The organism is Tessaracoccus massiliensis, from assembly GCF_000826065.2.
In the GTDB taxonomy this organism is placed as follows: Bacteria; Actinomycetota; Actinomycetes; order Propionibacteriales; family Propionibacteriaceae; genus Arachnia; species Arachnia massiliensis_A.
In genome coordinates this window covers 532114-557409 of record NZ_LN623542.1, presented here as the reverse complement: position 1 = coordinate 557409, position 25296 = coordinate 532114, and the positions used below count along the sequence as shown (strand labels likewise).

At 69.7% G+C, this 25296-nt stretch carries 15 protein-coding genes; 10 read left to right on the top strand and 5 right to left on the bottom strand.

Features of this window, described 5'->3' with window-relative positions:
- Window positions 1-73 precede the first annotated feature (73 nt).
- The 7 genes from BN1186_RS09690 (at window position 74) to BN1186_RS16355 (ending at window position 11856) form a co-directional block, all read left to right on the top strand.
- Window positions 74-2731 carry an MMPL family transporter gene (locus tag BN1186_RS09690; RefSeq protein ID WP_246043283.1) on the top strand — a complete coding sequence of 886 codons (2658 nt, stop codon included), beginning with the start codon at window positions 74-76 and terminating at the stop codon, window positions 2729-2731.
- On the top strand, window positions 2728-5841 hold the full coding sequence (locus tag BN1186_RS09685) for an ABC transporter permease (protein WP_040283787.1): 3114 nt from the start codon (window positions 2728-2730) through the stop codon (window positions 5839-5841). The genes BN1186_RS09690 and BN1186_RS09685 overlap by 4 nt, the downstream gene beginning before the upstream one ends.
- Window positions 5842-7110: 1269 nt before the next feature.
- Complete coding sequence (locus BN1186_RS09680; protein WP_040283786.1) at window positions 7111-7374, top strand: hypothetical protein; 264 nt, start codon at window positions 7111-7113, stop codon at window positions 7372-7374.
- Window positions 7371-8345, top strand: a complete 975-nt coding sequence (locus tag BN1186_RS09675; protein WP_040283785.1) for a hypothetical protein — start codon at window positions 7371-7373, stop codon at window positions 8343-8345. The genes BN1186_RS09680 and BN1186_RS09675 overlap by 4 nt, the downstream gene beginning before the upstream one ends.
- Window positions 8345-8893 carry a hypothetical protein gene (locus tag BN1186_RS09670; protein ID WP_040283784.1) on the top strand — a complete coding sequence of 183 codons (549 nt, stop codon included), beginning with the start codon at window positions 8345-8347 and terminating at the stop codon, window positions 8891-8893. Before BN1186_RS09675 ends, BN1186_RS09670 begins: the two co-directional genes overlap by 1 nt.
- A 2-nt stretch (window positions 8894-8895) precedes the next feature.
- The gene (locus BN1186_RS09665; RefSeq protein ID WP_139651006.1) at window positions 8896-9654 is read left to right on the top strand and encodes a hypothetical protein; all 759 of its coding nucleotides are present in this window, start codon (window positions 8896-8898) and stop codon (window positions 9652-9654) included.
- Window positions 9655-9711: 57 nt separating this feature from the next.
- Window positions 9712-11856: an ATP-dependent DNA ligase gene (locus tag BN1186_RS16355; RefSeq protein WP_040283782.1), complete on the top strand. Its 2145-nt coding sequence runs from the start codon at window positions 9712-9714 to the stop codon at window positions 11854-11856.
- Window positions 11857-11944: 88 nt separating this feature from the next.
- Here BN1186_RS16355 and murJ read toward each other — a convergent pair whose 3' ends face one another.
- From murJ to BN1186_RS09640, 4 genes are all read right to left on the bottom strand, one after another.
- Entirely contained in the window at window positions 11945-15664 is a 3720-nt protein-coding gene (murJ, locus tag BN1186_RS09655; protein WP_074436992.1) for a murein biosynthesis integral membrane protein MurJ, read from the bottom strand.
- Entirely contained in the window at window positions 15661-17571 is a 1911-nt protein-coding gene (locus BN1186_RS09650) for a DUF6049 family protein (RefSeq protein WP_040283781.1), read from the bottom strand. Before BN1186_RS09650 ends, murJ begins: the two co-directional genes overlap by 4 nt.
- Before the next feature lie 7 nt (window positions 17572-17578).
- Window positions 17579-18568, bottom strand: coding sequence for a 1-phosphofructokinase family hexose kinase (locus BN1186_RS09645; RefSeq protein WP_040283780.1), 990 nt, complete (start codon window positions 18566-18568; stop codon window positions 17579-17581).
- Window positions 18569-18792: 224 nt separating this feature from the next.
- On the bottom strand, window positions 18793-19704 hold the full coding sequence (locus BN1186_RS09640) for a hypothetical protein (protein WP_074436991.1): 912 nt from the start codon (window positions 19702-19704) through the stop codon (window positions 18793-18795).
- 288 nt (window positions 19705-19992) lie between these two features.
- On the opposite strand from BN1186_RS09640, the gene BN1186_RS09635 reads away from it, so the two are divergent.
- Window positions 19993-21789, top strand: coding sequence for an ABC transporter ATP-binding protein (locus BN1186_RS09635; RefSeq protein WP_180349056.1), 1797 nt, complete (start codon window positions 19993-19995; stop codon window positions 21787-21789).
- A 17-nt stretch (window positions 21790-21806) separates the two neighbouring features.
- Here the strand turns inward: BN1186_RS09635 and BN1186_RS09630 are convergent, their stop codons facing one another.
- Window positions 21807-22490 carry a Crp/Fnr family transcriptional regulator gene (locus BN1186_RS09630; protein ID WP_040283778.1) on the bottom strand — a complete coding sequence of 228 codons (684 nt, stop codon included), beginning with the start codon at window positions 22488-22490 and terminating at the stop codon, window positions 21807-21809.
- 201 nt (window positions 22491-22691) lie between these two features.
- Here BN1186_RS09630 and BN1186_RS09625 point away from each other — a divergent pair, with 201 nt between their 5' ends.
- Together BN1186_RS09625 and BN1186_RS09620 are read left to right on the top strand one after the other, a co-directional pair.
- The gene (locus BN1186_RS09625; protein WP_040283777.1) at window positions 22692-22910 is read left to right on the top strand and encodes a heavy-metal-associated domain-containing protein; all 219 of its coding nucleotides are present in this window, start codon (window positions 22692-22694) and stop codon (window positions 22908-22910) included.
- A 12-nt stretch (window positions 22911-22922) separates the two neighbouring features.
- Window positions 22923-24938: a heavy metal translocating P-type ATPase gene (locus BN1186_RS09620; protein ID WP_052460002.1), complete on the top strand. Its 2016-nt coding sequence runs from the start codon at window positions 22923-22925 to the stop codon at window positions 24936-24938.
- Window positions 24939-25296: the final 358 nt, after the last annotated feature.

Below are 25296 nucleotides of genomic sequence, written 5' to 3'. Positions count from 1 at the left end.
TGCACACTTGTATCACAACCCGCACGCCACTAGCTGCTGTGCTCGGTCACCCCCTTGAAGGATAGGTCACTCAATGTCAGCCTGGCTCTACGCCGTCGGTAAATGGTGCTACCGCCGTCGCACCACCGTGCTCGCCATCTGGCTGGTCCTTCTGCTGGGCCTAGGCGGCGCCGGGGTGGCCTTCATGGGCGCCTTCAACAACGCCTTCGAGATCCCGTCGTCGCGCTCGCAGGACGCGCTCGACAAGCTGCGTATCACCTTCCCACAAGGGGCGGCGCTGTCCGCGATGGCGGTGGTCGTCGTGCCCGAGGGCGACACCGTCGACAACCACAAGCCGGTCATCGAGGACGCCGTGGCGCAGTTCGGCGAACTGGACGAGGTGCAGGATGACAACGGCGCCACCTCGCCGTGGAACGAGTTCGTCGACGGGCTGATCTCCGACGACGGGCAGGCCGCGCTCATCCAGCTCAGCCTCGACTTCAGCGAGACCCCCACGGAGGAGGACCTCGCGCCCATCACCGAGGTGGCCGATCAACTCGAGGCGGACCTGCCTGCCGGCAGCATCGTGTCGATGGGCGGCGAGGCCTACAACATCGAGATCCCGCACCTCAGTATCATCGAGGCCATCGGCCTGGTGGTGGCGCTGATCGTGCTGGCGCTCCTGCTGGGCTCGCTGGTGGCCGCCGGCCTTCCGCTGCTGACCGCCATCACGGGCGTGGGCATCACGATGGCGATCATGCTGCTGCTGACGCGCATCTTCGACATCAACTCCACCACCCCCATGCTCGCAGTGATGCTGGGCCTCGCCGTCGGCATCGACTACGCGCTGTTCATCCTCTCGCGGCACCGTGACCTGCTCCGCGAGGGCCTCGACCCTGAGGAGTCGGCCGGCCGCGCCGTCGGCACCTCCGGCTCCGCCGTCGTGTTCGCCGGCGTCACCGTGTTCATCGCGCTGCTGGGCCTGGCTGTGGCCAACATCCCGTTCCTCACCGTCATGGGCATCTTCGCCGCGCTGGGCGTGGCGCTGGCGGTGGTGGTGGCGCTGACCATGCTGCCCGCGCTGATGGGCTTCATGGGCGAACGCATGCGCCCCAAGCCGAAGAAGGCCAAGCGCGGCTCAGGGAGCGGGCTGTTCGCCTGGTGGGTGGGTGTGACCACCCGGTTCCCCATCCCCACCATCATCGGTGTGGTCGTGCTGCTCGGCGCCCTCGCCGTCCCGACGCTGGGCCTGCGCGTCTCGCTGCCCAACGCCGGGCAGCAGTTGCCGGATCAGCCCGCGCGTGTCGCCTACGACCTGATGGCCGAGCACTTCGGCGAGGGCGTCAACGGCCCGCTCGTCGTCACGGCCGACATCATCGGCTCCACCGATCCCCTGGGCGTCATGGCTGACCTCAAGGCAGACATCGAGGCCATGGACGGGGTGGCGTCGGTGCCGCTGTCGACCCCCAACCCCAACGCCGACACCGGCCTCATCCAGGTGGTGCCCACCACCGGCCCGGACGACCCGGAGACCGCAGACCTCACGCGCGCCATCATCGACCGGCACGACGAGTGGGTGGACAAGTACGGCGTCAGCACCAACGTGACCGGCATGACGGCCATCGGCATCGACATCAGCGACAAGCTCACCCGCGCGCTGCTGCCGTTCGGCCTGCTCGTCGTCGGCCTGTCGCTGGTGCTGCTGGCCGCGGTGTTCCGCTCCGTGTGGGTGCCCGTGAAGGCGACGGTGGGCTACCTGTTGAGCGTGGGCGCGGCGTTCGGCGCCACCACGCTGGTGTTCAACGAGGGCTGGTTCAAGGAGATCGTCAACATCGAGCGACCCATGCCGGTGATCTCCTTCCTACCCATTCTGCTGATGGGCATCCTGTTCGGCCTGGCCATGGACTACGAGGTGTTCCTCGTCAGCCGCATCCGCGAGGAGTACGTGCACGGCAAGAGTGCGCTTGACGCGATCCGCAGCGGGTTCGTCGCCTCCGGCCCCGTCGTCGCCGCGGCCGCCATCATCATGTTCGCCGTGTTCGCCTTCTTCGTGCCCACCGGCATGATGGCGATCAAGGCCATCGCGTTCGCACTGGCCGTCGGCGTCGCGATCGACGCGTTCCTGGTGCGCATGACGCTGGTGCCGGCCGTGATGACCCTGCTGGGCGACCGCGCCTGGTGGCTGCCGAAGTGGCTCGACCGCATCCTGCCCACCTTCGACGTGGAGGGCGAGGTGCTCTCCAAGGAGATGGCGCTGAAGGACTGGCCGGGCGACGGCTCTGTCCTGCACGCCGACAAACTGGCCGTCGACGGCATCGTCGAACCCCTCACCTTCCGCCTCGACCAGGGCGACGTGGTGGGCCTCGCCGGTCCGGTCGGCTCCCGCACCGGAGCGCTGCTCGCGCTCAGCGGCCGACTGGAGACGACGGGCGGCCGGGCCCGGGTCGCCGGCGCGCTGCTGCCCGGGGCCGCGACCCGCGTCCGCCGCCGGGTCACCTACCTCGATCTGGCCCACGTCGACGACCCGGCCACCGCCCTCGAGGCGACGCGCGCGGCCACCGTCGTGGTCATCGACTCCGCCGAGCGCGCCGCCACCGGCGCGGCGCACGAGGCCCTCATCCACCTCATCGACCGCACCCGCGAACGCGGCGCCGTCCTCCTCGGCGCAGCCAGCGTGGAGCACCTCTCCAGCTTCCCCATCGACGGCGTCGTGGACGCCGCCTCATCCATGCACGAGGAGTCCAGGGCATGAGCAAGTTCAAGCGACCCAACGCAACCCAGATCCTGGCGATGGCCCTGGTGCCGCTGCTGGCCGTGGGCATCCTGCTGGGGCTGATCGGCCGGGGCGGTGAGCAACGGATCGGCGCCGCCGTCGTCAACCTCGACCAGGCCGTCACCGTGGGGGACCAGTACATCCCCATGGGCCGCCAGTTGGCCGCCGCCATGCTCGAGCGCGAAGGCGACAACATCAACTGGACCCTCGCAGATACGCCCAGCGCGGAGGAGGGCCTCCGCTCCGGCAAGTACTCCGCGGTGGTGACCATCCCGGAGAACTTCTCGAAGAACGCCACCTCCTGGTCGGAGAACGACGCGGCCCGCGCCGAGCAGGCCGGCATCCAGGTCACCGTCAGCGAGAACGCGCCCGTGACCGATTCGCAGGTGGCCGAGCAGATCGCGCGCATCGCCACCGACACCATCAACTCCCAGCTCACCGAGGGCTACCTCGACGGCATCTACGTGGGCTTCAACACCGTCGGCGAGCAGTTCGGCGAGATGATCGACGGTGTCTCGCAGCTCAACGACGGCTCCTCCCAACTGGCCGACGGCGCACAGCAGTCCGCGGACGGCGCGGCTGAGCTGAGCGACGGCATGACGCAGCTCAGCGACAACGCCGGCCCCCTCGTCGACGGCGGCTCGCAGCTCGCCGACGGCGTGGGCGAGCTCCGCAGCGGCGTGGGCGAACTCAACTCCGGCGCCGGGCAGCTCGCTGACGGCGCAGGCCAGCTTGCTGATGGTGTGGATGAGTTTGCGGGGCAGGCGCCGGCGTTGGCCGATGGTGCCTCGCAGCTTGCCGGTGGTGCCGATCAGCTTGCTGATGGTGTCGATGAGTTTGCGGGGCAGGCGCCGGTGTTGGCCGAGGGTGCCTCGCAGCTTGCCGGTGGTGCCGATCAGCTTGCTGATGGTGTCGATGAGTTTGCGGGGCAGGCGCCGGCGTTGGCCGACGGCGCCTCGCAGCTTGCCGACGGCGTCACCCAGCTCTCCGACGGCGCCGGCGAACTCGCCACGGGTGCGGGGGAGCTGGCCACCGGCGCGGACCAGTTGGCTGATGGTGTCGACGAGTTCGCCGCGCAGGCGCCGGCCCTCGTCGACGGCGTGACCCAGCTGGCCGATCAGGCCGCCCCGCTGCTGGGGGGCCTGCCCGAGTTCGCGAACGGCTCGGCGGCCCTCGTCGAGGGGGTCGGGGAGCTCCGCGGCGGCCTGGACCAGATCATCAACGAACTCGACACCCCCGCAGGCGGTGCGGAAGGCCTCGAGGCGCTCACCACCGGCGCGCGCCAGAGCGCCGACGGCGCCACCGCGCTGAGCGGCGGCCTCGCCCAGGTTGACCAGACGCTCCAGGCGTTCGCCTCCGGGCAGGCGCCCATGCCCGCAGAGGTGGCCGCTGCGGTGGACCAGATCGCCGCCGGGTTCGTGTGCCCGGTGGAGGATCCGGCAACCTGCGCCATGCTGGAGCAGACGTTCCGCGCCGGCGTGGAGGCCAGCTTCGGGGCCGGGTTCCAGGCGGGCACCGGGACCGCCAGCGCCATGCTCAACACCGCGGATTCGCAGAGCGGCCAGTCGCTGCTCGCCGGCGCCGCAGCGCTTGCCGCCGGCGCCGGTCAGCTCGCAGATGGCGTGGACGAACTCGCCGCAGGGCTCGCGGACCTGCCCGCGCAGATGGACCAGCTCAAGGGCGGGCTCACCCAGGTGCGCGACGGCGCAGACCAGATCGTCACCGAGGCCCAGCCCCTCGTCGAGGCCGCGCCCCTCATCGCGCAGGGTGCGCCGCTGCTCAACGGCGGCCTGCAGCAGCTCAAGGAGGAGATCGGTGCGCTGCCCGGCGGCATCACCCAGCTCGCCGAGGGTGCCCGCGGTTTGGCGGACGGCACGTCAGCGCTGGCCGGCGGCGCCTCCGAACTCGATACCGGCACGGCCGCTCTGGCCGATGGCGCCACCCAGCTCTCCGACGGCGCAGCCCAACTGCCCGGCGGGGTGCAGCAGTTGCAGACGGGTGCGCGGCAGCTTTCCGACGGTGTGACGCAGCTTTCCGACGGCGTTTCGGCGCTGCCCGGTGGGGTGCAGCAGCTGCAGACCGGTGCGCGGCAGCTTTCCGACGGTGTGACGCAGCTCTCCGACGGCGTTTCGGCGCTGCCCGATGGCGTGCGGCGGCTGCAGACCGGCGCCCGCGGCCTGGCCGACGGCGCCTCCGGCCTCGCCGATGGCGTCGGCCAGCTCGATTCCGGGGTGGGCGAGCTGCAGGACGGCGCCGAGACCTACGTCGACGGCGTGGGCCAGTACACGCAGGGCGTGCGCCAGGCCGCGGAGGGCAGCACCGCCCTCAGCGACGGGCTGAGCCAACTGTCCGACGGCGCCGGCGAGCTCTCTGACGGCCTCCAGCTCTTCAACACCGAGCTGGAGAAGGGTGCGCAGGACCTGCCGAGCTACTCGCAGGAGGAGCGCAAGCAGCTCTCCAGCGTCGCCGCCGCGCCTGTCGCCCAGAACGACGAACTGATCAGCCCCGCCAAGGTGTCGTCGACGGCGCTGCTGATCGTCGCCGGCCTGTGGCTGGGCGGCCTGGCCGCGTTCGCCTTCTGGCGCCCGGTGCCGCGCGACGTGGTGACCTCCCGCGCCGCCAGCGTCGCGCTGTGGGGCCGCACGGTGTGGCTGCCGCTGGCGCTCGTCGTCGGCGAGGGCCTCATCCTGGGCCTGATCGGTTCCGTCCTGCTGGGCCTCAGCGCCGGGACGGCCGGTGTGCTGGTGTTGCTGATGATGGCGCTGGGCGGTTCGTTCGCGCTGGCCAACCATGCACTGGCGGGCTGGCTGGGCAACGTGGGTCGCGCCATCTCGGTGCTCCTCCTCGTGGTGACGGTGGGTCTCGGCCTGTCGTCGGCCGTGGGCTGGCTCTCCCCGATCGGCGCGATCTCGCCGCTGCAGAACGGCCTCGAGTTGGTGCGCACGCACATGGCCGATGGCACCGGCGAGGTGGGCCTCGCCACCGTCGCACTGCTGTTCGGGGTCATCGCCCTGGCGCTGTCGGTCACCGCGATTGCCCGCAAGCGTCGCCTGACGGCGGCGCAGTACAAGGTGACCCACGCCGCGTGAGACCTGACGTTGGTTGAGTCCCTGAACGTCGGCGGGGAGGAATCCACCGATCTGATCCCTCCGGCTGGTTAACTGGGAATCGGTCTATGTCCTGAGGAGATGGCGATGACTGACGCTGAGCACGTATGGGAACAGGCGATGAAGCGTGCCGCCGAAGGCGGTATCGCGGGTGTGCGCGCGGATTCCGATGATGAGATTGACGATTCGGATCTGGGAGAGGCCCAGCTGAACCCCAATTCCGTCGGGTCCAAGGGGAAGAAAGGCCAGGGCGGCCAGTCGATGATGCCCCCCATGATGGGTGGCGCAGGCGGAGCGGGCCGTGGCGGAGCGGCCGCCCCCGGCGGCGTCGTCGGTGGGGATCCCATGGGGGGCCTCGGCGGCGCAGGCATGATGCGCGGCGCCCCCGGAGCCGGTATGCCCGGTGCACCCGTTCCCGGTGGCGCCGGCGCGCCCGTTGGCGGTGTCGCTCCCGGCAGCCTGGGTGGCCCAGGCGGCCTCCCTGGCGGCGGGGGCGGCCCATCGTTCGGCCCCATGGCGGCCGGCGTCGGCCCCGGCGGTGATCGCCCTGGCCCCGGTGAGCCGGGCTACGTGCCGGGTCCCGGTGACCCGGGCTACGTCCCTGGTCCGGGTGATCCCGGTTACATCCCGCGTCCGGGTGACCCGGGCTACAACCCGCGTCCGGGTGATCCTGGTTACGTTCCGGGCCCGGGTGATCCGGGCTACAACCCGCGTCCGGGTGATCCCGGCTACGTTCCTGGTCCGGGTGATCCGGGCTATGTTCCGCGTCCGGGTGATCCGGGCTATGTTCCGCGTCCGGGTGATCCGGGCTACGTCCCGCGTCCGGGTGATCCGGGCTACGTCCCGCGTCCGGGTGACCCGGGCTACGTCCCGCGCCCTGGTGACCCGGGCTATGTGCCTGGTCCCGGCGATCCGGGCTACACCCCGCGTCCGGGTGATCCTGGTTACGTTCCTGGTCCGGGTGATCCGGGCTATGTGCCGGGTCCTGGCGATCCGGGCTACGTCCCGCGTCCTGGCGATCCCGGTTATGTGCCTGGTCCTGGCGATCCGGGTTACGTGCCGCCGTCGTACCCGAATCCGTCCACCCCGCCGTCGGGTTACTACCCGACGCCCAGCCCCCAGGTGGGTGCGCCGCCACCCTCACCGACGTACCCGAGTAGCAGCTATCCGGGTGGGCCAGGTGGTCCAACTGGTCCCGGCGCGACACCGCGCACGAGTTCCGGGGGTGGCGGTGGAGGCACCGACTACCAGGTGGACCCTGAGCAGTTGGAGGCCGTGGCGAAGGACTGGAACCAACTGTCCAGCGACATGAGCGCGGTCACCACCACCAACGTGCCGACGACGTTCGGGCTGGTGCCAGATCTGGGGGTTGTCTCCCTCTCAAGTTCCACCACGCAGTGGTCCACCGGAGCAGGCGGCGAATACAACTCGATTTCTGGCCTGCTGATGGACACGGCTAACAGTTACCGGCAGGCTGAGCAGGCCAACGTGCAGGAAGCGGGGAAGATCGGATGACCCATCTCGCGCATCACACGGCGGACGGCGGCGGCATCGCCGCAGCCGTCCAGAGTTGGGCACTGCGTAGCGGGTTCACGCTCAAGGACGCTGAGAACGTCAGCGCCTACCGGCTGCCCAACACCTTCAGGTCTCTTGAGACCGCCGTCGAGAACGCGATCGAGAAGGACGAGCAGGAGTCCTGGAACCTGATGTCCGAGTTGGAGGCCCTCTGGAAGGACGGCCCCTTCGGCTACTGGCCTGGGCGTCAGGACTTCAAGGCTGCTGGTAACCAACGCATCGAGTTGTGCCGTCGTTTCCTCGGGGCGATTGATAGCTCGGTCTCAAGTGTGAAGGAGAACGTTGGCCCGGTGCCTGGTGACCTGGAGGCGGATGCACGGGCGTGGCAGGAGTCTTCCACCCGAATCAGCGACATCCAGGCGCGGATTGCCCATGTCGAGCAGATCCCTGGTTGGCAGGGCGAGGCCAGCGTGGGCTACGGTCAGCGCAGCACCGTCCAGCGCGACGCCACGCAGGAGTTGCAGGGGATGGCGGTGAGCATGGCGAACGCCATCAACCAGATCGCCCTGTTCAACCGGGCGCTGTTCCTCTTCATGGACCGGGAGATGATCCGGGTGACCGCGGAGATCAACACGCTTTCCGGCAGCCAGGGGGACGCCTACTACCGGCGGGTGTCCGCGGCGGCCCCCCTGCTGCAGGAGCTGTCAAGCAGTATTCAGAAGGCACGCCAGGGCGAGCCGGTGAAGGAGGTCGCCCAGAACCTCCAGGCGCAGGTGCACAACGTCCTCTCCGCTCCGGCGCTGCTGACGCCCGGGTCCTGGCCCACCGGTGGCGGCCAGGCTGGCACGCCCCCCGAGCAGACCGACGGCGTGCCGGACACGGATGCGGCCGACGACACCCGAGTGGACGGCCCGGGGTCCCACAGCGCCGGGAATCCCGGCAACGACGGCGTGTACAGGAATGAGGATTGATGGATCCGCGGAAGAGTGGGCCCCACCTGCGAAGTGTGACCCTGGTGCTGCTGGCCGGCGCTGGGCTGCTCCTCGGTTGCACCCCTTCGGGGCAGGAGTCGCCGGCGCCGAGCCCCGTCGTCACGGAGGAGTCGACGGCGACGTCGTCGCCCTCGGAGCCGACGGTTGAGCCCAGCCCCGAGTTGAGTGGGGATATCGGACGGTTGCCGGATGAGGAGTATCCGGCGGAGATCGACGGGTACACGTTGGTGTGGACGGCGGGGGCGCCGTCGTATGACATCGAGCGGGCCACGGTGGCGGAGTCTGAGCGCATCAGCGTGCTGCCGACCAGTTGGGCCGAGCCGGCGGGTGAGGATTACGGGGTGCAGATGAACAACCCGGAGGAGCTTCGTCCCGGGGTCTGGTGTTACGTGGATTCGTTCGAGCGGGAGACCTGTCATTTCAATGGAAGCTCGGGGCGGTCCTGGGGTGCGGTGGATGAGTTCGACACGTTGACGTTTGATGAGTTGGCGGCCTGGTGCGAGTTGTTCGCCGCCGAGGTTCCGTGACCGTGACCGGATGTGATGACGACTACGACCCGCTGGCCCCGATGCCGGCCAGCGAGGCGCCTGAGGAGGAACCCGCCGTCGAGGACGACCCCTTAGCGGCGCCGGCCTATGGGGCAGCCGATGACGATGAGCCGGAGGAAGCCGGGTTCGACGACACGGACGGCGGCTTCTCGGATTACGACAGGATCGTGCGTATCTGGGTGGAAGACGGCCGCCTCACCAAGGTGCGGCTCTCCCCGGTGTGGTTCCACAAGGTGCCCGACGCGGCTGGGCTGGAATCCCGGTTCCGGCAGGCCTTCCTGTTGTCGTGTGTGCGGCTCGAACCGGAGCACGACGAGTCGCCCCGGAGCCCCGAGGTCCCTGCTGACGTGCTGGAGAGCTTCGTGGACCTGCCGGAGCTGAGTCGCCGTTCCCTGGTGATGTTCGATCAGCTGGGCAAGGAGATGGACGAGCGCCACGCGGCGGCGCTGGCCGAGCATCAGGCCCCTCCTCCACCCGCCCCGGTGTCGGGCAGATCCAAGGGGGTCACGATCACCCTCAATGGAGCAGGCATCGCCGAGCGTGTCGCGTTCGACCCGAAGTGGCTCGACGACGCCCAGGTGGGCTCCATCTGCACCCACGTGATGCTCGCGGCCGAGCGCGCCTACGCGCGATTCGATCCCAACGCGGCCACCGACCCGGTGCTCGACGACATGGCGGCCGAGCGCGAGGAGTACCGCGCCGCACTGCTGACCATGTTCAAACCCCGCGACATGCGCTGACCGGACCGCTCCGGCGTCGCGGGCCCATGTCATGGCCGGTGGAAGTAGCCTTGCCGCATGGCAGATCCCGTGATGCTGGCGATCGACGGCCCCGAGGGCGTCCGCGAGGTCAAACTCTCCTCGCCCGATAAGGCGCTCTGGCCCGACGACGGGGCCGGCCCGGTGACCAAGCGCACGCTCGCGGAGTACCTGCTCGCGGTGGCTGATCCCTTCCTGCACCTGGGCGGCGACCGTCCCATGACCCTCCAACGGTTCCCTGAGGGGATCGAGGGGGAGGAGTTCTTCTCGAAGCGTCCGCCACGGGGCGCACCGGAGTTCCTCAACACCGTCATGTGCACCTACCCGTCGCGTCGGCGCCACGAGCAGTTGGTCTTCGACGAGCCGGCCGATCTGGCGTGGGCGGCGCAGATGGGCACCATCACCTTCCACCCGTGGCCCGTGCGCGTGCCCGAGGTGGACAACCCGGACGAACTGCGCATCGACCTGGACCCGCAGCCCGGCCGGGGCTTCGCCGATGCCGTCACCGCCGCCCTCGCCCTGCGCGACCTCATGGCCGAGGTGGGCCTCAAGGCCTACGCCAAGACCTCCGGAAACCGCGGGGTGCACGTCTATGCCCGCATCCAGCCGACACACGAGTTCCAGGACGTGCGCCACGGCGTGATCGGCATCGCCCGCGAGTTGGAGCGGCGCCTGCCGGAGCTCGTCACCAGCGCCTGGTGGAAGGAGGAGCGCGGCGAGCGCGTGTTCGTCGACTTCAACCAGGCCAACCGCGACCGCACCATCGCCGCCGCCTACTCGCCGCGCCCCCTACCCGGCGCCCCGGTGTCGATGCCGCTCAGTTGGGAGGACCTCGAGGGCGCAGACCCGCGCAGCTTCACCGTGCACACCGTGCCCGGGATCGTTGCGGAGCGTGGCTGCGCGTGGGCGGACATCGACGACGAGGTGGGCAGCGTCGACGGCGCGCTCGAACTGTGGAACAAGGACCTCGAGCGGGGGCTGGGCGAGCTGAACTTTCCACCCGACTACCCGAAGATGCCCGGCGAACCGCCGCGGGTACCGCCCTCGAAGCGCAAGACGGACAAGGGCGACGACGAATACCTCGCGCCCAAGGCCGAGCGCGACGCGCAGTGGGGCACCGCCGTCGTCCCACCGTTCGGGCCGATGCTGGCCAAGCCGGTGAAGAAGCTGCCGAAGGGCGAGTACCTGTTCGAGCCCAAGTGGGACGGCTTCCGCTCGATCATCTGGCGCTCGGGGGACAACGTGGAGATCGGCAGCCGCAACGAGCGGCCCATGACCCGCTACTTCCCGGAACTGGTGGCGGCGGTCATCGCGAACTTCCCGGACCATTCGGTCATCGACGGCGAGATCATCATGATCGACCCCGAGACGGGGGACCGGCTCAACTTCGACGCCCTGCAGCAGCGGATCCACCCGGCGGCGTCTCGGATCGAGAAGCTGGCGCGGGAGACGCCCGCCAGCTTCGTGGCCTTCGACCTGTTGGCGCTGGGCATGGACAACCTCACCGAGCGGCCGTTCTCGGAGCGCAGGGTCGCGTTGGAAGAGGCGCTGAGGAAGGCGCAAGCACCCATCCATCTCACTCAGGCCACCAGCGACAAGGCCACCGCCATGGAGTGGTTCGAGCAGTTCGAGGGCGCCGGCCTTGACGGGGTGATCGCCAAGCCCCTGGATCAGCCGTACCAGGAGGACAAGCGGGTGCTGTACAAGCTGAAGCACGAGCGCACGGCCGACGTGGTCGTCGCCGGCTACCGGCCGCACAAGAACGACCCGCGGGCCGTCGGCTCCCTCCTGCTGGGGCTCTACACCGACGACGGGCGGCTCAACTCGGTGGGCGTGATCGGGGCGTTCCCGATGGCGCGGCGACTGGAGCTGTTCGAGGAGCTTCAGCCGCTCGTTGACGAATCCGACGTGCATCCGTGGGCCGAGGCGGCGGGACAGCGGACGCCGACGTCGGCGGCGAAGTCGCGGTGGAACGCGACCAAGGACCTGTCCTTCACCGCCCTGCGCCCCGAACGCGTGGTGGAGGTGAAGTACGACCACATGGAGGGAGACCGCTTCCGGCACACCGCCCAGTTCGTGCGCTGGAGGGATGACCGGGATCCGGAGTCGTGCACCTACGAGCAGTTGGACGAGCCGTTGAGCTACGACCTCGCGAAGGTGCTCGGCAGCCCTGGGCAGCGCTGACGATCTCCCGGTTCCTGAGCCAGTCGCTCGCGGCTGGTCGAAGGACAGGCGGGCTTCGCTACTGCCCACGTCACGCGGCTCTTCCCCACTAGCTGACCGCGATCTCGGCGACCTCGGCGCGGAAACCGCCCTCAACCGGGGGCAGCTCGGTGAAGTAGACCAGCACCCACCGGGTCTCCGTCGGGGCCGTCAGCGGGATGGCCACCTCGCCTGGCGGGGCCGCGGCGTTGGCGCCCACGACCTCCCAATCGGCCTCGGTGCGCATCGACGCCTCCTCACCCACGGGCACCCGCAGCTCGACCGACGTGGGTCCCTCACCCACCAGCGTCACCGTCACGGTGCTCACCGTGTGCGGTTCGCCCAGGTCGAGCACCAGGCCGACGCCGGGCTTCAGCCCACCGAGCTGCGGGTTACGCAGGTAGCGCATGGTCTGCCAGGATGTCTCCGGGTCGCCGTCGTAGACGTTGTCGACGTCCTCGGAGAACTCCTCGTTGTTGCCGCCGTCGGTCTCCGGGTCGAAGTCCGTCGCATCGGTGATCGTGATGGCAGCGCCCGGCTCGGTGGTTTCCTCCGTCGTGTCGGTGGTCTCACCGGTTCCGGGCACGGCCGCGGTGGTCTCGCCGGGGAGCGGGTCAGCGGCGTCGTCGCCGCCGCCGAGCAGGCTGAACAGGAGCGCGATGATCAGCGCGAGCACCGCGAGGGCCAGCAGCAGCCACCACTTCCGGTTCCCGCCCGCCGGGGGCTCGTCGTCGGTGTTGATCTCGGAGGGCGAGGCGAGCGCGCTGCGCGTGAAGACGGCATCCTCACCCATCACCGCGCCGGCGACCGCGGTCTCGACGGTGCTCGGCTCCGTGACGGCGGTCTCCTGCACCGCAGCGGCTCGGCGGGCGGCCGCGGCAGCGGATTCCTCATAGGGCACCGGGACGACGGGCCGGTCCTCGGCCTCGTACCAGGAGCGCACCCGCTGCTCGAGATCGAGCGATGCGTCGGCCGTGCCCAGCACCCCGTTGAGCGCGTTCACCAGTTGCGCAGCGCTGATGATCCGCGGGGCGCTGAGCTCCCCGCGCTCGGTGAGCGTGGTGGCGCAGATCCGGTCCAGCGCGGGGGAGATGCCCATCTGCACCGTGTGCGCGGGCGCCGTCTCCCCGGCGATGATCGGCGCGGCGGGCATGCCGAACGCCGCCCCACCCGGCCAGTGCCGCACCAGCGAGGCGTAGAGCACCTTGCCCAGCCCGACGACGTCGGCCCGCTCGCGCGTGGCCCAGGCCGTGTCCTCACCGTCGGCACGGGCGAGGGACGCCTCGATCCCGAAGCCCACCAGGCGCACGGCACCCGAGGTGGTGATGATCACGTTTTCCGGCGTGATCTGCTCGTGGAACAGACCCTGCGCGTGCACGGTGACCAGCGCGTCGGCCAGCTCCCGCACGATGTGCGCGGCCTCGATCGCGCTGAGCGGGCCCTTGGCGAGCAGGTCGGTCAACGACCTCCCGTACGCGTACTCGGCCACGACGTAGGCGCCGATCCGCTCGTCGTCGGAGCTCTCATCGGCGTCCAGCACCCGTAGGAACCGCGAATCCGTGGCCGCGGCGCCCTTCCGCGCGGCCATCAGCAGATCCTCGATGCGCCGGTCGTCGGGCGCCAGTACGTGCACGACGACGTCGCGGGAGAGCACCTGATCGTGCGCCCGCCACGTCTCGGCACCGTGCCTGTCGGCCAGTTCCTCGATGAGCTCGTAGCGGGTGTTCAACAGTGTGCCGACGGTGGCGATATTCCTCGCGACCTCGTCGCGGAACAGGCCCTGCAGGTCGAGGGGGCCCGTGGTCTCTCCCGTCGTCTCGGCGACGGGCTCAGGGGTGGGTTGATGGTCGGGTTCGTTGTCCATGGCGATGTCCTCATCGTCGACGTGGGCACGCTGCGGGGGCCTTTCGTCGTCGCCGGCTCGTTCCTCGCGGGCGACAGCAGGGGGCCGGAAGTCGTCGTCGAAGGTGCGCGCGACGATCGGCGGGCGGTTGCGGATGATGGTGGGCGGGCCGGAATCCTCGAAGTCGAGTTCACCGCTGATCGACGTGACGATCAGCGCGTCGTCGTCCTCGACCGCGCGGGCGGGGGCGGCCTCGGGGCGCTGCTCGACGCGCTCGGGTGCGGCGGGTCCGCGACGGCCGAAGCGGGTGCGCACCAGGGTGGAGAGGCTGGTCAGTTCGCGGACCTTCAGCAGCTTGCCGACGCCGATGTAGACGGCCAGGATCAGCAGGCCTCCCGCGGCGGTGGCCAGGATGTTGCCGAGCAGCCGCGACGGCACCAGACCCGCCAGCCAGGGGGCCAGGAAGTACGCGCCCACGCCGCCGACGGCGGAGCCCAGCAGCAGCCGCACGATGTGCAGCACCAGCGTGTGGCCGTCGATACCGGGCACGTGGCGCTTCAACAGCCGCCAGGACACGAGCACGCCGACGAGGTAGGCGATCGAGTACGCCAGGGCCAGGGCGGTGGCGATCCAGGACGACGGGTCGTCGAACCAGTTGCGCACCAGCCACACCAGGCCGATGGCGCCGGCCATGTTCAGCCCGGCGATCAGCAGTTGCACCAGGAACGGGGTGCGGGTGTTCTCCAGCGCGTAGAACGTGCGCAGGCACACGAACTGCACCGTGAACGGGATGAGGCCGACGGCGAACGCCATCAGCGCCCAGGCCACCAGCGCCGAATCTGCGCCACCGCGGCCCAGGCCGAACAGGATGTCGGAGATGGGGTGCGCCAGCGCCAGGAACACGACGGCGGCGGGCACGATGACGATGAGGCCCAGCCGCACCGTCTTCATGAACTCCTGCGCCACGCCGTCGGCATCCCCCGCCGCTGCCAGGCGGGAGGCGCTGGGCAGCATCGCCGTCGCCAGCGACACGGTGATCAGCGAGTGGGGCAGGATCCACAGCAGGTGGGCGTTGGAGTAGGCCACCAGGCCGGCGCCCGAGCCTGTCGCCGTCGCGGATGTCGCCAGCCGGTTCACCACGACCAGCGCCAACTGGTTGACCGCCACGAAGCCGATGGTCCACTTCGTCAGAGAGAAGGTCTTGCCCAGGCCGGTGCCCTTGAGGTCGAAGCGGGGGCGCAGCTTGAAGCCCACGCGCTTGACGAACGGGAGCAGCACGAGGGTCTGGATGGCGATGCCCAGCGTCGATCCGATGCCCAACAGCAGGAGTTGCGGGGTGCTGAACGCCTGGCTGTGGTCCTCCTGGTTACCCCAGACGAACAGGTAGATGCTCAGCACCACGATCGCCACCACGTTGTTGGCGATGGGTGCCCACATCATGGGGCCGAACTTGTCGCGCGCATTGAGGATCTGACCCAGCAGGAAGAACGCGCCGTAGAAGAAGATCTGCGGCAGCGTCAGGTACATCAGGGCGATCAGCGACGCGTACTGCGACTCGAGCCCGGGCTCCTTCCAGGCCCCGGAGGTGTAGATCTGCGCTACGACGGGCGCACCGATCGTCACGATCACCGCGACGCCGGTGATGATCAGCATGAACGCCGTCATGATGCGGTTGGTGTAGGCCTCGCCGCCGTCGTCGTCGTTGTTGATGGCCCGCACGATCTGCGGCACCAGCACGGTGTTGAGCGCGCCGCCGGCGAACAGGATGTACAGCGAGTTGGGCACCATGTCCGCCAAGCCGTAGATGTCGGCCTGGCGGGTGGCGTTGCCCAGGATGAACGCCAACAGCGCCACCCGGATGACGCCCAGGATGCGGGAGATCAGGGTGCCTGAGGCCATCACCGCGCTCGCGGAGACCAACCTCTTCGTGCTGCTGACCTGACTCACTGATCACCCTTCGCCGCGGCGGCTGCTTCCGCCCTCGCCCGCTCCTTGCGCACCTTCGCGATGCGCAGGGCGGTGCCACCCACCACTACTGCACCCGAGACGACGATGATGATCCAGCCGACGCGCCCAAGATCCGTGGCCGCGATCTCGATCGGCTGACCCCCGGTGAGCGGACGCCCCTGCGCGGTGACGAGTCGCGGGTGGACGAGTGCGACGCCGTTGGCCGAGGCCTCCGGCGTGATGCTGATGGTCACCGATCCCTGCGCCGGGATCTCGATGGCCTCCACATCCGGCACGCGGATGCGCTGCGGGGCGTCGGAATCGAACGTGACCCCGACGGTCACCGGGATGTCGAGTTCGTTGGTGAGCGTGGCGGGGAACTCGTTGGTGCGGGCGCTCATCACGTAGCTGGGGGCGGTGCGCAGCTTGACGCGGTCCAGATCCACGTCCGGGGGCGACGCGGCACCGATGTACTGGAGCGCGGCGGCCTCCGTAGGGAAGTCCTTGGAGAAGGCGGCGGCGCCGATGGCCTCCAGATGGTAATCCCCTGCTTCGGGCGTGAGATCGGCGATCAGCGCGGCGTTGTCCGCCTCATGGTCGAGGGCCTCGAGCACGTTCGGGAAGCCGGTGGGGGTCTGGGCGTCGGCCCACCGCAGCGGCTCCGACGGCGCGGTGGTGGCCGGCACGTGCTGACGGAACGGCGCGAGCCCGGCGTCGATCGTGGCGGCCTCAGTGGTGTCGATGACGTACAGGGGTGGGCGGGGCGCGAGCAGCTCGTCGGCCACCTTGCGTGCCACCTGCACCCCCTCGGCCAGGGTGGTCACGCCGCTCTGCGGGGCGGCGGTCAACACCCGCGGCGGGCCGAAGCTGGCACCGGTGGCGTTGCGGATCACGACGGTGTCGAACTCGCCGAGCTTACTCACCAACGCGTTGCCGGCGCCCTCGTCGAGGAGCGCCACCGACGGTAGGTCGGCCAGTTCCTCGGGCACCAGCTCGCGGGTCCAGGCCAGCACGCGCTGCAGCACGTCGGTGGCGTCGACCCGCACCAGGGCGGGGTTGCCGTAGGGGAGGCGCCACAGCCGACCGTCGCCGCGGAGGGCGTCGACGCGCTGGACCCACCGGAGCGCCACCCCGCTGCCGGGACGCTCCTCGCCGGCGACGGTGTGGTCACCGCTGAGCCAGCGGGCGGCCTGGTAGAGCGCCGGGTCGATGGCGGCGACGACACCGGGCCGCTCCGCCGAGGCGAGCAGCGTCTCGAGGCGGCCGCCCAGGTCCTGGGTGAGTGAGTCGTCGAGGAACGTGCCGTCGGGTAGCCATGACGGGGCGGCGGTCAGCACCACCAGCGCGCTGGAGGCCACCGGCTGCTGCGTGGCGGCCACGCTCACCTCGTCGCGCCCCACCACCATGTTCTCCCCGCCGTCGGGGATGCCGCGCACGTGGACGCCCAGGAGATAGACGGCGTCGTCGCTGGGCAGCGGCGGCTGCGAAGGGCCCTCGGCCATGAGTTGCCCGATGGTGGTGCGCACCGTGAACGTGGTGCGCTCGCCGGGGCCGAACGGTTCGTCGCGGGTGAGGATGTCGAGGTTGCCGAGGTGCTCCTCGACGAGTCGGTTGCCCAGCGGCACGTCTGCGGTGGCGGCCGCGTGCTCCTCGAGCGTATCGATGGGCTCCGGGGAGCGCCAGAAGTGCACGTTGACGTAGCGGATGGGCGTGGTGGAGATGTTGGTGAGGCGGCCCTCGAGGACGACCTCCTGCTCCGGGTCGTCCAGATTGAGCGTGGGGGTGGAGATCGACGTGATCTCCACGTCGAGGTAATCGGTGGCCGCCTGGGCCGCGCCGGGGGTCGCGACGACGCCCAGCGCCAGCAGCGTCGCTGCCAGCAGGGCACGCAGCAACCGACCGACCATCACCGTCTCATGGTAGTCGGGCGGTGGTGAGATTGAGCTGTGCACGCTCGCGGAGGTCGTTTCCGGTGCACCCGGCCACGTGCGCGGCGGCCGCGGCGAGAGCATGGCGCAGCCACACCGTCGGGTCCTGTGACATGGAGAATCCCCAGGCGAGGCCGGCGACGAAGGAGTCGCCGGCCATGACGGACTGCACGGGTCGCTCGACGGGCAGCGACGCGATCACCGGTTGGTTGAATTCTCGTTCCCTGAGCCAGCCGCGAGCTTGCGAGCGCTGGTCGAAGGGCCGCGAAGCATCCAGATACGCCACCCCCGCGGCGCCCAGCGACACGAGCGGCAGCCTCACGCCCGCGTCGGCCAGGGCGTCGAGGGCGACGGCGACCCTGTCGTCGGGATCCGTCTCGGCGACCCCGGGGATGGCGAGGATCTCCTCATCGTTCGGCTTGAACGCCAGCACCCCGGGCACCCGCAGCGCCGCGACGAGGGCGTCCTTCTGCGCGTCGACGATCACCTCCGCGTCGCGCTCGATCACCGCGCGGGCCAGATCCGCCCACGTGGCGGCTGGTAGCCCGGTGGGGAGTGAGCCGTTGAGGGTGACGAGGTCGCCTGGTTGGACGTCTGCCAGCAGGGTGTCGACGAGCGGGGCCACGTCGTCGGGGCCTCCCAGGGTGAACCCCTGTGCGACGAAGTGCGCGGCCACCTTCTCGCCGGCGGCGTCGATGAGAGTGAGGTTGTGCCGAGTCGCGCCCGGCACCGGGACGAGACGATGCTCGATGCCTTCCGCGGTGAGGCGGCGTGAGTAGTCGCCCTCATCGTCGGCGCCGACGAGGGCGTAGGCGACGGTGGGCACGCCCAGCGCTGTCGCCGCCCGAGCGCAGCTGATGCCCTTTCCGGAGCACACCGAACGGAACGCGTGCATGGGCGCGACGCCACCCCAGGCCGGTTCGCCGACGGTGAAGTAGTCGTCGTAGCCGGTGTTGAGCGTGACCGTGCGCAGCATGCCCCCAATCTACGGGCCGCGGTCCGGCGCTGGGCGTGGCGGCCGGCAGGCAGGTGCGAGTTGTGCAGGAACTCCGCTGCACAACTCGCACTTGCCCAGGGTCGCCGTCGGGGCTCCGGCTGGGCAGGGGCAAGTTGTGCAGGAACTCCGCTGCACAACTTGCACTTGCTTGGGCCGACGGTGGGGGTGGGGCGACGGCGGGGCGCCACCGACGCGACGTGTTACTACCGGCACCTGGGGCACGGCGTCAATTGGCCATCCCACCCGCGGCTACGCAGTAACTGCGCGATCGCTGCCGCTACCTCGCATGGGCGGTTGACGATGTCGTGCCAACCGATGCGCAGCGTGGCGTAGCCGCGCAGCGTGTTGCTGTTGTCCCGCTCGAAATCGCGCCAGATGCCAGCCCCGTCATGGCCGAGCCTGCCGTCGAGTTCCACCACCACTTCTACCGTGACGTAGACGACGTCGCTGTAACGGCTGGGTTGGAGCTTGGCCTGGCGCACCCCGGAGGGCAGGCCGTGGCGTTGTTCCACGTCGCGGAAGTACCGACGCTCGAGGGCGCTGTGGACGCCCTGGGCAACGTCGCCGAGAGCCTCGCAGATCAAGGCCCGATGCCGTAGATTGGCGCTCGCCTTCGCGGCCTTGAGTAACCGCTGGGGACTGGTGCGTCGGGAGGCCACGGCTGTGGCCAGGTGGTTGAACAGTTCCGTTGCGGGAGCTCTGGAGCACAGGGCCAGCGCCGTCTGTTCAACGTTGCCGACGGGTAACTCGCCGCGAGGTTGGATGGATGCGGTGCGGTGGAAGCGCCACTGGTGGCGGTCGCTCCTCCGGTGGGGCGTCAGGACGTCGATGATTTCCGGCGGCGGGCAGAAGCCGAGTGCGTGGCCTGCGGCCTCGTGACCCAATGCTGATCCCGGCCCTCCCAGCAGGACTCCTCCCCACGCAAGCCCGTGCCAGGTTGGGTCGGGTGAAAGGGAGTACAGCCCGCGGGAGAGGGACCACCACACGTGGTCGTCGAGGAATCGTTGCGTGACGGCGCGGGTGATGCCAGTAGCCGCTGCCTGCTGGGTGGTGAAGACACCAGCCTGGCTGCGGGCCGTGGCGATGAGCGCTGGGGGCATGAGGGCTTTTGTCATGCCACCACTTATGGCCGGCGGAGAGTGCGAATCACCACGGATCGAGCAGCCTGTGGATAAATGCGGGCCCCGGAAGCAAGTGCGAGTTGTGCACCAACTCCGCTGCACAACTCGCACTTGCCCAGGGTCGCCGTCGGGGCTCCGGCAGGCAGGTGTGAGTTGTGCAGGAACTCCGCTGCACAACTTGCACTTGCTTGGGTCGAGCGTGGGATGAGGCCGACGGTGGGATGGGGGTGAGGGCCGACGGCGGGCTGAGAACGGGCAGGGCGACAGCGTAGAGTGCCAGCCGTGCGCAGCATTCTGAGAATCATGGCCACGGCCAAGGAATTGTGGCCCCTGTACCTCGGCATCGTGGTGGGGGCACTCATGGTGTCGGCGACCGCGCTGATGACCCCGTTCGTCATCGGCCGGGCCACGGACACCGTCGTGGCCATCGCCTCCGGCAACGGCGGGCGCTGGCAGGACCTCATCTGGTTCGCCGTCGTCCTCCTCGTGATCGCGCTGGCCAACTCGCTGCTGACCAACATCGCCGGCTTCTTCGGCGACCAGATGTCGGTGCGGCTGCGGGCCATCCTCTCGGGTCGCTACTTCCACAAGCTGCTCCGCCTGCCCCAGCGCTACTACGACAACGAACTCACCGGCAAGATCGTCAGCCGCCTCAACCGCTCCATCACGTCGATCACAGACTTCCTGCAGACCTTCGCCAACAGCTTCTTCCCCACCGTCATCACCCTGGTGGCCGTGCTGGTGATCACCGCGTTCTACTCGCCGTGGCTGTCCGTCCTGCTGATCGTGATCTACCCGACGTTCGTGTGGCTCACCGCGCTCACATCGCGCAAGTGGCAGGTGTGGGAACGGCAGAAGAACGACCACTACGACATCGCAGGCGGCCGCTTCGCCGAGGTGATCGGCCAGATGCGCGTGATCAAGTCCTTCGTCGCCGAGAAGCGCGAACTCAAGAGCTTCAACGACCACTACGACGCGACCCTCGGCCTCACCCGGGAACAGTCGGCCTTCTGGCACCGGATGGACTTCTGGCGACGCGGCGCGCTCGATCTGGTGTTCTTCGGCGTCTACGCCATCATCTTCGTCTCCGCAGCCCGCGGCGACTTCACCGTCGGCGACATGGTGCTGCTCATCCAGCTCACCGCCATGGCCCGCCAGCCCGTCACGTCGATGAGCTACTGGGTGGATCAGACGCAGCGCGCCGTCGTCGGCAGCGACGAGTACTTCAAGGTGATGGCCGAGATCGACGAGCCCAACAACGCGCTCGAGGCCCAGCCCAGCGCCGAGGTGCTCTGGACCGACGAGGATCCGGTGATCGCCTTCGACGACGTGGACTTCGGCTACGACGGCTCCGAACTCGTCCTCAAAGACATCGACCTGAAGATCAACCGCGGCGAGCGGGTGGCGTTCGTCGGCGAATCCGGCGGCGGCAAGACGACGCTGGTCAACCTCATCATGAAGCTCTACCCCGCCACCTCCGGCGAGGTCCGGGTGCACGGCCAGTCGGTGCGCGACGTGCCGACGGTGGCGCTGCGCAAGGAGATCGGCGTGGTTTTCCAGGACTCCAACCTGTTCAGCGGCACCATCCGCGAGAACATGGAGTACGGCCAACCCGGCGCCACCGACGAGGAGCTCGAGATGGCCGCCCGCCGCGCCAACGCCATGAGCTTCATCTCGCGGCTGCCCAACGGCTTCGACACCGAGATCGGCGAGCGCGGCATCAAGCTCTCAGGCGGGCAGAAGCAGCGGCTCTCCGTCGCCCGCGCCCTGCTGAAGGACGCGCCCATCCTGGTGCTCGACGAGGCCACCAGCTCGCTCGACACCAAGGCCGAGCGCGCCGTCCAGACCGGCCTCGAGGAGCTGATGGAGGGGCGCACCACGCTGATCATCGCCCACCGGTTGTCCACCATCGCGTCGGTGGACCGGATCGTGACGTTGAAGGACGGCCGCATCGACGAGATCGGCTCGCCCGCGGAACTGGCCACCACCGGAGGCATCTACGCCGAGCTGCTGGCGCTGCAGGGCTCGGAGAGCAAGGCGGACAAGGCCCGCCTGCTGGCCTTCGACATCACCCAGTAGACGCTCAGGAACCAGGCTCAACCGGCGGGGGAGCGGTTCAGCAGGGCGTCGATGTCGCGGATCACGATCCCGCGTCGGCCGCTGAGGGCGAGCACGCCGTCGTCGACGAGCTCGCGCAGCTTGCGGCTCAACGTCTCCGGCGTGGTGCCCAGATGCGAGGCGACGTCCTTCTTCGCCATCGGCAACTCCAGCACCTGACCCTCGGGCGAGGGGTGCGACGGGAGGTCGAGCAGGTACGCGACGAGGCGGCCGGCGACGTCGGTGCCGCCCATCGCCGCCAACATCCGCTCCGCGTTGGCGAGCCGCTCGGACTGGACCTGCAGCATCCGCACGGCGATTCCTGGGTAGCGGGCCAGGAGCGCGGCCAGGTCGTCGTGGTCGAAGCTACACATCGACGCGGCGGTGTCGGCGTAGGCGTCATGCCGGGGGCGCCGGCCGAGCACGAACGAGTCCTCGCCCAGCACGTCACCCACGCCCAGGATCCGCACCACGTGCTCGCGGCCGCTCTCCAGCAGGTGCACCACGCGGACCTGTCCGGAGTGGACGACGAACAGCCGGCGGGAGGAGTCGCCGGCGGCGACCACCCGCTGACCTGCGTCGAAGTGGAGGGGTCGTGCGAAGCCGGCGACCTCAAGCTGCTGTTTCGGGTCGAGGCCCGTGAAGATGGGGACGAGGGAGACGCAGGTGTCGCTGCTTGACATGCCTCAAGTATGCACCGGCTGACAGTCGCTTTGATTGATGCATGTCAAGGAATACGTCAAAGGGAAGCCATATCTTGAAGTCACCGGTCCTTGGACCAACTGCGGCCCTCCTTCGTCGTCCGCAGCCGGCTGAGGAACCGGATCGGTCCCTGAACCAGCCGCCGTGGCTGGTCGAAAGGCCGCCAAACGAAAGGATCCGCCATGACCACCACCATCCTCCGCGCCGAGGGCTTCAGCTGCCCCTCCTGCGTCACCAAGATCGAGAAGGCTGTGGGCCAGTTGCCCGGCGTCGCAGACGTCACGGTCCACTTCGCGTCGTCCCGCATCGAGACCAACCACGACGAGGCCCAGACCTCCGTCGACGACCTGGTCGCCGCCGTCAAGAAGGTGGGCTACACCTCCCACCCGTCGGCCTTCTGAGAGGGCAGGAATATGAATGAACGCGCCCGTCGGTGGGCGATCCCCGCCGTCTCCGGCGCGCTGATCGTCGTCGCCCTCATCCTGGGCCGCATCGCCCCCACCGCCGGTGACTGGTTCATGCTCGCCGCCGCCGTCGTGGCCGGCGCGCCCGTCATCCGGAAGGCCTGGAGCGCACTGCGCGTGAAGGTCATCGGGATCGACCTGCTCGTCGCCGTCGCCGCCATCGGCGCCATCGCCATCCGCAACTTCTGGGAGGCTGCGGCCGTCACCTTCCTGTTCGCGCTGGGCCACGCGCTGGAGAACGCGACCCTCGCCAAGACACGCTCTGCCCTCGCCGAACTCGTCGCGCTCGCCCCCACCACCGCCATCGTGATCCGCGACGGCGAGCAGCAGGAGGTGCCCGCGCACACCGTCGAGACGGGGGAGAGCGTCGTGGTGAAGAACGGCGGGCGGGTGCCCGTCGACGGCGAGGTGCTCACCGGCCAGGCCGCCGTCGATGAGGCCGCCATCACCGGCGAGTCCATCCCCGTCGAGAAGTCGGCCGGTTCCGAGGTGTTCGCCGGCACCGTCGTCGCCGACGGGTTCCTCACGCTGCGCGCCACCGGGGTGGGCGCCGACACCACCCTGGCCCGCATCGTGCACCGGGTGGAGGAGGCGCAGGACGCCAAGGCCCGCACGCAGCAGTTCATGGAGCGCTTCTCGAAGTGGTACACGCCGGGCATCATCGCGCTGGCGGTGACCGTGGGCCTGCTCACGATGGACCTGGAGCTAGCGCTCACCCTGCTGGTGATCGGCTGCCCTGGCGCCCTGGTGATCTCCGTGCCCGTGGCGCTGGTGGCCGGCATCGGCCGCGCCGCCCGCGACGGCATCCTCATCAAGGGTGGCGAGTTCCTGGAGACGGCGGCGCGGATCGACGTCGTCGCGCTGGACAAGACCGGCACCATCACACGCGGCGAACCGAAGCTCGTCAGCATCCGGTCCCTGAGCCTGCCCGGCGAGCTTGCGAGCCAGGCGGGTCGAAGGGCGCCAAGCGCGCTCACGGACGACGAGCAGGACGTCCTCCGTTGGGCCGCCATGGCTGAGGCGGGCTCCGAGCATCCGCTCGCGGTCCCGGTGCTGGCCGCCGCCCGCGAGGCAGGTATCACCATCCCCGCCGTGCCCGAATCGGTGCGTTCCGTGCCCGGTCACGGGGTGGTCGCGGTGGTCGATGGGCGCGAGGTCGCCGTCGGGAACCTGGCCCTGATGGGACAACGGGAGGGGGTGACGTGGGCTGAGTCCGCCGTCGACGAGTTGGCCGCCGCGGGCCAGACCCCGCTCCTCGTGGCGGTCGACGGGCGGATCGTCGGGGCGCTCGGCGTGGCCGACACCATCCGCGACGACGCCGCCCACCTCGTGGCGTCCCTGCATCGGGCCGGGGTTCGGAAGGTGCTGATGCTGACCGGTGACAACCAGCAGGTGGCCGATGCCGTCGCCGCCCAGGTGGGCATCGACGACGCCCGCGCCGCGCTCCTGCCCGACGACAAGTTGGCGGTCATCCGCGAGCTTCAGGCCGAGGGGCACACCGTCGCGATGGTGGGCGACGGAGTCAACGACGCCCCCGCGCTCGCGCTGGCCGACATCGGCATCGCGATGGGTGCGGCGGGCTCTCCGGTGGCCGTCGAGACCGCCGACATTGCCCTGATGACCAGCCGCCTCAGCCGCATTCCCGATGCCATCTCGCTCGCGAAGCGGACGGCTGCGGTGATGCGTTCCAACATCGCCATCGCGCTGCTGACCGTGGGCCTGCTGCTGGCGGGCGTGCTGTTCGGGGGCGTGACGATGGCCGTGGGCATGCTCGTGCACGAGGCCTCCGTCCTGGTGGTGATCGTCAACGCGATGCGGCTACTCAGCCGCCGTGGCGGGCAGGCCGGCGGTGAGCTCCGCGTCGATCCTGAGAGCCGTCGTCTCAGCCGCCAGCAGTCGTCGGATGACCCCCACGTTCTGCTCGCCCGGGACGCCGGTCCAGCGCGGCTCGTCGTCGGAGAGTAGGGCGAGCATGCCGATGAGCTCGTGCGTGGCCAGTGTGCGCAGTTTGAGGGTGTCGGCGCGGGTCGCGGGCCGACGGGGGACTGCGGCGTCGACGGCGGCGGACCCCTCGTCGGTGGTCACCCCGTTGGCCAGTATCCCGGCCCAGAAGTAGTGCGTTTCGGTGAGGCTCCAGAGCAGGTCGTCGGCATCCCATTCCGGCCGGTTAGGCACCGGCGCTCTGGCGGGCACGCCCGCCAGCACCTCGGCGACCCGCCTGGCCTCCGCCTCAATCACGTCGATCACGCCCGCCAACCTACCGGCAGGCTCAGACGCGGCCGGCGCGCAGCCGCTCCGGGCCAGCACCGCGGGGTCCGAGGCG

Excerpts from the sequence above, each read along its gene's own strand:
- BN1186_RS16355 (WP_040283782.1), top strand. The coding sequence starts at position 9,712 with ATGGCAGATCCCGTGATGCTGGCGATCGACGGCCCCGAGGGCGTCCGC.
- BN1186_RS09650 (WP_040283781.1), bottom strand. The coding sequence starts at position 17,571 with ATGGTCGGTCGGTTGCTGCGTGCCCTGCTGGCAGCGACGCTGCTGGCG.
- BN1186_RS09640 (WP_074436991.1), bottom strand. The coding sequence starts at position 19,704 with ATGACAAAAGCCCTCATGCCCCCAGCGCTCATCGCCACGGCCCGCAGC.
- BN1186_RS09620 (WP_052460002.1), top strand. The coding sequence starts at position 22,923 with ATGAATGAACGCGCCCGTCGGTGGGCGATCCCCGCCGTCTCCGGCGCG.
- BN1186_RS09690 (WP_246043283.1), top strand. The coding sequence starts at position 74 with ATGTCAGCCTGGCTCTACGCCGTCGGTAAATGGTGCTACCGCCGTCGC.
- BN1186_RS09675 (WP_040283785.1), top strand. The coding sequence starts at position 7,371 with ATGACCCATCTCGCGCATCACACGGCGGACGGCGGCGGCATCGCCGCA.
- BN1186_RS09685 (WP_040283787.1), top strand. The coding sequence starts at position 2,728 with ATGAGCAAGTTCAAGCGACCCAACGCAACCCAGATCCTGGCGATGGCC.
- BN1186_RS09645 (WP_040283780.1), bottom strand. The coding sequence starts at position 18,568 with ATGCTGCGCACGGTCACGCTCAACACCGGCTACGACGACTACTTCACC.
- BN1186_RS09625 (WP_040283777.1), top strand. The coding sequence starts at position 22,692 with ATGACCACCACCATCCTCCGCGCCGAGGGCTTCAGCTGCCCCTCCTGC.
- BN1186_RS09670 (WP_040283784.1), top strand. The coding sequence starts at position 8,345 with ATGGATCCGCGGAAGAGTGGGCCCCACCTGCGAAGTGTGACCCTGGTG.
- BN1186_RS09630 (WP_040283778.1), bottom strand. The coding sequence starts at position 22,490 with ATGTCAAGCAGCGACACCTGCGTCTCCCTCGTCCCCATCTTCACGGGC.